This is a genomic window from Paraburkholderia sp. (genome assembly GCF_034668105.1).
GTDB lineage: Bacteria > Pseudomonadota > Gammaproteobacteria > Burkholderiales > Burkholderiaceae > Paraburkholderia.
The window spans coordinates 1-9,385 of sequence record NZ_JAXDPY010000687.1 but is presented as its reverse complement, the minus strand read 5'-3'; the positions used below and the strand labels follow the sequence as shown (position 1 = coordinate 9,385).

Sequence of the window (9,385 nt, the reverse complement as noted above, 5' to 3'; positions counted from 1 at the left end):
CGGCTCACGCGTCTGGGATACGCAAGGCCGCGACTATATCGATTTCGCCGGCGGCATCGCGGTGACAGCGCTCGGTCATGCGCATCCTGAACTGCTGAAAGTGCTGCACGAACAGGGCGGCAAGCTGTGGCACATCGGTAACGGTTACACCAACGAGCCGGTGCTGCGTCTCGCGAAGCGTCTCGAAGACCTGACCTTCGCCGACCGCGCGTTCTTCGCCAATTCAGGCGCGGAAGCGAACGAAGCCGCGCTGAAGCTGGCGCGTCGCGTCGCGTTCGAGCGTCATGGCGCGGACAAAATCGACATCATCTCGTTCGCGCAGTCGTTCCATGGCCGCACGTTCTTCACCGTCAGCGTGGGTGGCCAGCCGAAGTATTCGGAAGGCTTTGGCCCGGTGCCGGCCGGCATCATCCATCTGCCGTACAACGATATCGAAGCGGCAAAGAAAGCGATCGGCGCGAAGACGTGTGCGGTGATCGTCGAGCCGATCCAGGGCGAAGGCGGCGTCATCCCGGCCGATCCGGCGTTCCTGAAGACGTTGCGCGAAGCCTGCGATCAGCACGGCGCATTGCTGATTTTTGACGAGGTACAAACGGGTGTGGGCCGCAGCGGTTATTTCTACGCGTACGAGGACACCGGCGTGACGCCGGACATCCTGACCACCGCGAAGGCGCTCGGCAACGGTTTCCCGATCGGCGCGATGCTGACCACCAACGAACTGGCCGCGCACTTCAAGGTCGGCGTGCATGGCACCACTTACGGCGGCAATCCGCTGGGCGCGGCGATCGCGGAGAAGGTGGTCGAGCTGATCAGCGACCCGAAGGTGCTCGAAGGCGTGCGCAGCCGCAGCGAAGCATTGAAAGGCCATCTCGCGAAACTCAATGAACGCTTTGGTCTGTTCAAGGAAGTGCGCGGCAAGGGTCTGTTGATCGGCGCTGAATTGACCGATGCGTTCAAGGGACGTGCAAAAGATTTCGTCACCGCCGCGGGGCAGCATGGCGTAATCATGTTGATGGCGGGCCCGGACGTGCTGCGTTTCGTGCCGTCGCTGATCATGCCGCTCGACGATATGAACGAAGGCTTCGCGCGTCTGGCCAAGGCGATCGAAGAGATCGTCGGCGCGAAAGCCGAAACGGCGTCGCACTGATCGGCGGCGCTGTGCTTCACACTAAGCACGACATTGAGCCACGACATTGAGCCACGACACTAAGCCACGACACTGAGCCGAAGCACGGAGTCATTGCATTGATCATGCGTCACATTCAACAGGAACGATGATGCTCTTCGTACGCCCAAGCCGCCTCGCGGATCTCGATGCGCTCGAACATATGGCGCGCACCGCGCAACCGGTGCTGCATTCGCTGCCGCACGACCGGAGCGCGCTCGAAACGCGTGTCGCGTTGTCGGAAGACTCGTTTCGCGCGGACGTCGATTTTCCGGGCGAGGAGTTCTATCTGTTCGTCCTCGAGGATGCGCAGAGCGGCAAGCTGATGGGCACGGCGAGCATCGTCGCCGCGGCCGGTTATTCGGACCCGTTCTACGCGTTTCGCAACGACGCACTGATTCATGCGTCGCGCGAATTGCACGTGAACCGCAAGATTCACGCGCTGACCATGTCGCATGAATTGACCGGCAAGAGCCGCCTGGCCGGGTACTACATCGATCCGTCGCTGCGCGGCGATGCGGCCGCGCATCTGATGTCGCGGGCGCGGATGATGTACATCGCCGCCAATCGCAAGCGTTTCACGTCGGAAGTGTTTTCGCTGCTGCTCGGCGTCACGGACGACTCAGGCGTGTCGCCGTTCTGGGAAGCGGTGGGCCGCAAGTTCTTCGGCCGTAACTTCGCCGACATCGAAATTGAATCGGGTGGCCGCAGCCGTACCTTCATCGCCGAAGTGATGCCGACCTATCCGATCTACGTGCCGTTGCTGCCGGAAGCGGCCCAGCGCGTGCTCGGCGAGCCCGATTCGAAAGCGCTGCTCGCGTATGAGATTCATCTTGAAGAAGGCTTCGAGACGGATCGCTTTATCGATATTTTCGACGCGGGTCCGGTGCTGACCGCACAGGTGGATCGCAGCGCCTGCGTGACGCGCAATGAAACGCGTGTGGTGCGGGAGGCCAGCGCGGCCGCCGGCGGCTCGACGTATCTGATCGCGCATAACGGTGCGGAGGGTGAGTTCCGCTGCGTGCTCGGTGAATTGCCGACCGACAAAACAAACGGTGCGTCGTTGTCGCACGCAGCGCGTTCCGCACTCGGCGTGCAGGAGGGCGACGCGGTACGCTGCGTGCCGCTGCATCAGCCGCATCAGGAAGAATTGACGGGAGACGCACCATGATCGTCGTTCGCGTTGTGCAACGAGGCGATGTGGACGCGCTCATGCGGCTGGCGCAAGAGACCGGTCCCGGTCTCACGACCTTCAAGCCGGATCGCGAGGCCCTGGCCGCGCGGGTTGAACGTGCGCGCCGCACGATGGAAGACAAGGCCGAACCGCACGAAGCGGGTTATTTCTTCGTGATGGAAGACACCGGGACCGGCGACGTGGCCGGTGTATGCGGCATCGAAACAGCAGTGGGTCTGCAGCAACCGTTCTACAACTACCGCGTGAGCACGGTCGTGCACGCGAGCCAGGATCTCGGCATCTGGACACGCATGCGCGCGCTGAATATTTCGCATGACCTCACGGGCTATGCCGAAGTGTGTTCGCTGTTTCTGAGCCCGCGTTATCGCACGAGCGGGGTAGGCGGTTTGCTGTCGCGTTCGCGCTTCATGTTTCTCGCGCAATTCCGCGAGCGTTTCCCGCAGCGTCTGTGCGCGGAATTGCGCGGCCATTTCGACGCGGAAGGCACCTCACCGTTCTGGCGCGCGGTCGGCTCGCATTTCTACCAGATCGATTTCAACGCGGCGGACTATCTGAGTTCGCACGGCCGTAAGGCGTTTCTCGCGGAGCTGATGCCGCGTTATCCGGTGTATGTCGAACTGCTGCCGGAAGAAGCGCAGGAATGCGTCGGCCTCACGCATAGCGACACGATTCCGGCGCGCCGCATGCTCGAATCGGAGGGGCTGCGCTACGAGAATCACGTCGATATTTTCGACGCAGGCCCGGTACTCGAATGCCATATCGCCGACTTGCGCACGGTGCGCGAAAGCGTCGTGGTGCCGGTCGAAATCGCCGACGTGCCCGTGGGCGCGCCGCAGGATGCGCCGCGTTCGCTGGTATCGAATACGTCGCTGGGCGACTTTCGTGTCGGCGCGGCCGCGGGCGTGCCGCAAGGCGGCGTGTTCCGCATGAGCGCCGCCGAGGCGGCCGCGCTCGACGTCAAGGCCGGCGACCCGGTGCGGGTGCTGCCGCTGAAACACAAACAAGGATGATCATGAGCGAGCTTTTCATCGACGGCGAATGGGCCGCCGGCACAGGACCCGCATTCGCGTCGCGTAACCCCGGTACGGGCGCGGCGGTTTGGGAAGGCAACAGCGCCTCGGCGGACGACGTCGATCGTGCAGTACGCAGCGCGCGGCGCGCGTTTGCCCGCTGGTCCGCGTTGAGCCTCGACGAGCGGTGCGGCGCGGTACGCCGCTTCGCCGCGCTCGTGACCGAACGCAAGGAAGCGCTGGCGGAAGCGATCGGCCGCGAGACCGGCAAGCCGCTGTGGGAAGCGCGCACGGAAGCGGCTTCGATGGCGGCGAAGGTCGAGATTTCGATTCAGGCCTACAACGAGCGCACCGGCGAAAAGCGTTCGCCGATGGCCGATGGCACGGCGGTATTGCGGCATCGTCCGCATGGCGTGGTCGCGGTGTTCGGGCCGTATAACTTCCCGGGCCATTTGCCGAACGGGCATATCGTGCCGGCGCTGATCGCGGGGAATGCGGTGGTGTTCAAGCCGTCCGAACTCGCGCCGGGCGTGGCGGCGCTCACGGTGCAGATCTGGCGCGAGGCGGGCTTGCCCGCGGGCGTGCTGAACCTCGTGCAAGGCGAGAAAGAGACGGGCATTGCGCTTGCCAACCATCGGCAGATCGACGGTTTGTTCTTTACGGGTAGTTCGGATACCGGAACGTTGCTGCATAAACAATTCGGCGGCCGTCCCGAGATCGTTCTCGCACTGGAGATGGGCGGCAATAATCCGCTCGTGATCGGACCGGTGGCGGATCTCGACGCCGCTGTGCATCACACGATTCAGTCGGCGTTTCTGTCGGCAGGGCAGCGCTGTACGTGCGCGCGCCGTATTTTCGTGCCGAACGACGCGTTCGGCGACCGCTTTGTGGGTCGCCTGACCGAAGTGACTTCGCGCATCAGCGTGGGTGAATACAACGCCGATCCGCAGCCGTTCATGGGCGCGGTGATTTCCGCACGTGCGGCCTCGCGCCTCGTCGCGGCACAGGAGCGTCTGCTGGCCGATGGCGCGAAAGCGCTGCTGAAGATGGAGCAGCGCGATCCGAAACTCGGCTTTGTCACGCCCGCGCTTCTCGACGTGACCGCCGTCAAAGAGCTGCCGGACGAAGAACATTTCGGACCGCTGGCCCAGCTCATCCGTTACGGCAGCTTCGAAGAAGCGCTCGACAAAGCGAACGACACCGAGTTCGGTCTTTCCGCGGGCCTCCTCGCCGACGACGAAGCACTGTGGACGCATTTCCAGCGCACCATCCGCGCGGGCATCGTCAACTGGAACCGGCCGACCAACGGGGCGTCGTCGGGCGCGCCGTTCGGTGGTCCGGGGCGTTCGGGCAATCACCGGCCGAGCGCGTACTACGCCGCCGACTACTGTGCGTATCCGATGGCGTCCGTCGAAAGCGCGCAACTGCAGATGCCCGCGAGCGTCTCGCCGGGTCTTCAATTCTAAGGATCGACGATGCAAGCCACTGAAGCCAATTTCGACGGTCTCGTCGGCCCGACCCACAATTACGCGGGGCTCTCGTTCGGTAACGTCGCGTCGCAGAACAACGACAAGTCGATTGCCAACCCTAAAGCGGCCGCGAAGCAAGGTCTGCGCAAGATGAAGCAGTTGGCCGACCTCGGCTTTCATCAGGGCGTGTTGCCGCCGCAGGAGCGTCCGTCGATGCGCCTGTTGCGCGAACTGGGCTTCTCCGGCGACGACGCAACGGTGATCGCACGCGTGGCCAAAGACGCGCCCGAGTTGCTCGCCGCGGCGAGTTCGGCCTCCGCGATGTGGACCGCGAATGCGGCCACAGTGAGTCCGTCGGCCGATACGCACGACGGCCGCGTGCATTTCACGCCGGCCAATCTGTGCAGCAAGCTGCATCGCGCGATCGAGCATGAATCGACGCGCCGCACGTTGCGCGCAATCTTCAGCGACGCCGATCGGTTTGCCGTGCACGAGGCGTTGCCCGGCACGCCCGCTCTCGGCGACGAAGGCGCGGCGAACCACACGCGCTTTTGCGCGGAATACGGCACACGTGGCGTCGAATTCTTCGTGTACGGCCGCAGCGAATATCGCCGCGGACCGGAGCCGAAGCGTTTCCCCGCGCGTCAGACGTTCGAGGCGAGCCGCGCGGTCGCGCATCGTCACGGTCTGGCAGAAGCGGCCACGGTGTACGCGCAGCAGAACCCCGACGTGATCGACGCGGGCGTGTTCCATAACGACGTCATCGCCGTCGGCAATCGCAACACGCTGTTCTGCCATCAACTCGCGTTTGTCGAGCAGAAAGCGGTCTACGACGAATTGCGCACGAAGCTCTCCGGGCTGAAGGCCGAGTTCAATGTGATCGAGGTCCCCGACGCGCAAGTGAGCGTGTCCGACGCGGTCACGTCGTACCTGTTCAACAGCCAGTTGCTGACGCGCCCGGACGGCAAGCAGGTGCTGGTGGTGCCGCAGGAGTGCCGCGAGAACGCGCGCGTGGGCGCGTATCTGGACGATCTGACTTCGCACACCGGCCCGATCGACGAGGTGCTCGTTTTCGATCTGCGCGAAAGCATGAAGAACGGCGGCGGTCCGGCGTGTTTGCGGCTGCGCGTGGTGTTGAACGACGCAGAGCGCGCGGCGGTGACGCCGGGCGTGTGGATCAATGACGCGTTGTTCGGCCGCCTCGATACGTGGATCGACAAGCATTACCGCGACCGTCTCGCGCCATCCGATCTGACCGATCCGCAATTACTCGCCGAGTCGCGCACCGCGCTCGATGAACTGACGCAGATTCTCGGTCTGGGTTCGCTGTATGACTTCCAGCGCTGAGCGCGGCATGTCGATTCCGATGCTCGACGATTTCCTCGCCTACACGTTGGCGGGCCTGCGGCCTGCCCCGCACGAAGCGCAGGGTGCGTGCGCCAACCATCGCGTGCGCTGGTCATGGCTCGACGACGGCGTTCTGCGCATGGAGCCGGCCAGCCAGGAAGAGGGTGTGCGCAGTGTGCTCGCCTCCGCCGGCGTGCATGGCGATGAGACTGCGCCGATCGAGCTGCTGTCGCGTCTCGTGCGCGATATCGCAGAGGGCGGCGCGGCGCTGACATGCCGCGTGCTAGTGATTCTCGGCAACGTCGAGGCAATGCGCGACGCGTGCCGGTATCGCGACGACGATCTGAACCGCCTGTTCAGCGGACGTCACACGCAGCTGCCGCATAGCCATGAAGCGCCGCGCGCGGCGGCATTGGAGCGGGCGGCAATGGAATTCTTCGCCGTTGCCTCGCACGCGCCAGGCGCTCGTTGGCACGTCGATATGCACACGGCGATCCGAGCGTCGGCTTTCGAGCAATTCGCGTTGTTGCCGCATACAGGCAAGCCGTTTTCGCGCGCAATGTTCGAGTGGCTCGGCGATGCGCGCATCAGCGCGGTGCTGCTGCACACCACCAGGGGCAACACGTACTCGCACTTCACCGCGCAAGCATGCGGCGCCGAAGCCTGTACGCTCGAACTCGGCAAGGTGCGGCCGTTCGGGCAGAACGACCTGACGCGTTTCGCCGGCGCGGACGAGGCGTTGCGCCATCTGCTGGCCGGTACAAGGAACGGCAAACTGCCCGCCGCGATGCCGCGCGTATTCACCGTGATCGACCAGCTCACCAAGCAAAGCGACGCATTCGAATTGCTGGTTGCCGCGGATGTGCCGAACTTTACGCCCTTTGCAAAGGACACCGTGCTCGCCCGCGACGGCGACTATCGCTACACCGTGCGTCACGACGAAGAACGTATCGTGTTTCCCAATGCGACGGTCAAGCCGGGTTTGCGCGCGGGTCTGCTGGTCGTCGAGACCACGCAGGAAACGCTCTCGAAGCTCGTCTGAATGCTTCTGTACAATCCCGCCCTCGCGGTTGTTGCGCTGTACCACACTGGCCGCACGAGTTTGAATCGCAATTTTGGCGCGGCAATCATGCCGGCCCGGATTCGGCTCCGTCTTATTCAATACCGTAGAGGAACACCCGTAATGAAGATGAATTGGCGAAACATGGCCGCGCTCGCGCTGTTCGCGACGGCAACGGTCACGACGGGCGCTGCGTCAGCGGCGGATATCAAGGAAGTGCGCTTTGGCGTCGAGGCGTCGTACGCGCCGTTCGAATCGAAGTCTCCGTCGGGCGATCTGCAGGGTTTCGATATCGACGTCGGCAATGCCGTGTGCGCAAAACTGAAGGCGAAGTGCGTGTGGGTCGAGAATTCGTTCGACGGCCTGATTCCGGCGTTGGAAGCGCGCAAGTTCAACGCGATCAATTCGGACATGACGATCACGCAACAGCGCCGCCAGGCCATCGAGTTCACCGATCCGATCTACACGATCCCGAATCAGATGATCGCGAAGAAGGGCAGTGGTTTGCTGCCTACGCCGGCCTCGCTCAAGGGTAAGCACGTCGGCGTGCTGCAAGGCACGATTCAGGAAGCGTATGCGAAGGCGCGCTGGGCGCCGGCCGGTGTCGACGTCGTGCCGTATCAGACGCAGGACCAGATCTATGCCGACCTCGCGTCCGGTCGTCTCGACGCGGCGTTCCAGGACGCGGAAGCGGCGTCGAAGGGCTTTCTGAAGAAACCGCAAGGCGCGGGTTTCGAATTCGCCGGCCCGGCGGTCACTGACGAAAAGTTGCTCGGCGCGGGGGTGGGTTTCGGTATCCGCAAGGGCGACAAGGCGTTGAAGGACGCCTTGAACCAGGCACTCAAGGAACTGAAGGCCGACGGCACGATCGACCGTTTCGCCGCGAAGTACTTCGACGTGAAGGTTGTGTTGAAGTAACACCCGGCCGTCGTTCTCCGTTGTATGCAAACTGGCCGCCTGCGCGGCCGGTTTGCATTGCGGGCGTCACTTTACACAGTCGAGTGGCGAGCTTGCCGCTGAAGGGAGGGTTGCGTTGCCTGCCAGATGCAGGACCGTCTGCGCGACTGCGTGCGCAGTCGCGAACGTGGTTTGGGCGCCGCTGCAAGGCGCCACGTGCCTGACCACGTCGTCGTCCCCGGCGCCGCAGCACAGCAGATACGCCTGCACGTTGTGCGGCGCGCCTTCTTTGGCAAGGACGCGAGCGATCCCGAGTAACGCGTGTTTCGCCGCGGCGTACGCGCTCATCTGCGGCGAGGTGTCCTGCGCATCCACCGAGCCGATGTAGATCACCACGCCGCCACGGTCGTTCCGGTACATGTGCCTGAGCGCCGCGCGCGTAGTCAGAAACGCACCGTCGACGTGGGTCGCCTGCATCTTCCGCCAGTCGGAAAACGAACTGCTATCAAGCGGATTGAGGATGTGAACGCCGGCGTTCGCGACGAGGACGTCGAGCGCGCCAAACTGTGCGACCACCCGATCGATGCCCTCGTTGACGGCGGCCTCGTTCGTGACGTCCATGGCCATGCAGACGGCCGTGCCGCCGCTCTTTCGGATCTGTTGTACAACTTCCTTGACTCCCTGCGGGTTGAGGTCGGCGACGCCGACAATCGCACCGGCGCGTGCCAGCGCCAGTGCGATCTGTTTGCCGATGCCGCCGGCCGCGCCGGTCACGACAGCGATCTTGCCGATGACACTGTTCATCATCTAGATATGTTTGGTCAGACTTCCAGAGAAATTCGATGAAGAGGCTCGCACACGGCGACGGGCCGGCGCAGCGACGATCTGCGAGTGATCGAGATAGTCGAATACCCGTTCGCCCGTTCCGAGTGTGAGATCGACAATCAGATGGCGTGCCTCGACGATTTCGAGCACGGGCAGGTCGGCCACTGGCGCGAGCGCATGGGGTACGAGTTGCAGGGACGAAGGCCCGGTCCAGGCCCCTTTCAGTTCGATATTGTCGAGGTAGTGGCGCACCAGTTCACACACGCGCGGCTTGCCGTCCACATGCGGAAGCACTTTCAGCAGGAAGTTCGGCATCTCCAGCCGCTTGCGCTCTTTGGCGAGGTTCAGCGAGTAGTGCTTGTAGCCCATGGTGGCAGTGGCGATGCGCACCGGGCCGTAGTCGAGCGTGCCGATCAG

Annotated in this window: 8 protein-coding genes and 1 pseudogene; 7 read left to right on the top strand and 2 right to left on the bottom strand. The window is 63.7% G+C overall.

All coding sequences use genetic code 11. The annotated features are described in order from the left end of the window. The 7 genes from QOC89_RS30285 to QOC89_RS30255 form a co-directional block, all read left to right on the top strand. On the top strand, positions 1–1,147 hold a 1,147-nt coding region (locus QOC89_RS30285; RefSeq protein WP_323048406.1), incomplete at its 5' end, for an aspartate aminotransferase family protein. 130 nt (positions 1,148–1,277) lie between these two features. Continuing rightward, entirely contained in the window at positions 1,278–2,336 is a 1,059-nt protein-coding gene (aruF, locus tag QOC89_RS30280) for an arginine/ornithine succinyltransferase subunit alpha (protein ID WP_323048405.1), read from the top strand. Then, the gene (gene astA / locus QOC89_RS30275; RefSeq protein WP_323048404.1) at positions 2,333–3,370 is read left to right on the top strand and encodes an arginine N-succinyltransferase; all 1,038 of its coding nucleotides are present in this window, start codon (positions 2,333–2,335) and stop codon (positions 3,368–3,370) included. The genes aruF and astA overlap by 4 nt, the downstream gene beginning before the upstream one ends. A 2-nt stretch (positions 3,371–3,372) precedes the next feature. After that, entirely contained in the window at positions 3,373–4,836 is a 1,464-nt protein-coding gene (astD, locus tag QOC89_RS30270) for a succinylglutamate-semialdehyde dehydrogenase (RefSeq protein ID WP_323048403.1), read from the top strand. Between the two features lie 9 nt (positions 4,837–4,845). Further along, the gene (gene astB / locus QOC89_RS30265) at positions 4,846–6,186 is read left to right on the top strand and encodes an N-succinylarginine dihydrolase (RefSeq protein ID WP_323048402.1); all 1,341 of its coding nucleotides are present in this window, start codon (positions 4,846–4,848) and stop codon (positions 6,184–6,186) included. Continuing rightward, positions 6,170–7,228, top strand: coding sequence for a succinylglutamate desuccinylase (gene astE, locus QOC89_RS30260; protein ID WP_323048401.1), 1,059 nt, complete (start codon positions 6,170–6,172; stop codon positions 7,226–7,228). The genes astB and astE overlap by 17 nt, the downstream gene beginning before the upstream one ends. A gap of 141 nt (positions 7,229–7,369) precedes the next feature. Continuing rightward, complete coding sequence (locus tag QOC89_RS30255) at positions 7,370–8,164, top strand: ABC transporter substrate-binding protein (protein WP_323048400.1); 795 nt, start codon at positions 7,370–7,372, stop codon at positions 8,162–8,164. Between the two features lie 66 nt (positions 8,165–8,230). Here the strand turns inward: QOC89_RS30255 and QOC89_RS30250 are convergent, their stop codons facing one another. Together QOC89_RS30250 and QOC89_RS30245 are read right to left on the bottom strand one after the other, a co-directional pair. Continuing rightward, positions 8,231–8,947, bottom strand: coding sequence for an SDR family NAD(P)-dependent oxidoreductase (locus QOC89_RS30250; protein ID WP_323048407.1), 717 nt, complete (start codon positions 8,945–8,947; stop codon positions 8,231–8,233). Between the two features lie 93 nt (positions 8,948–9,040). After that, positions 9,041–9,385, bottom strand: a pseudogene (locus QOC89_RS30245) (acetoacetate decarboxylase); the annotation flags it as partial.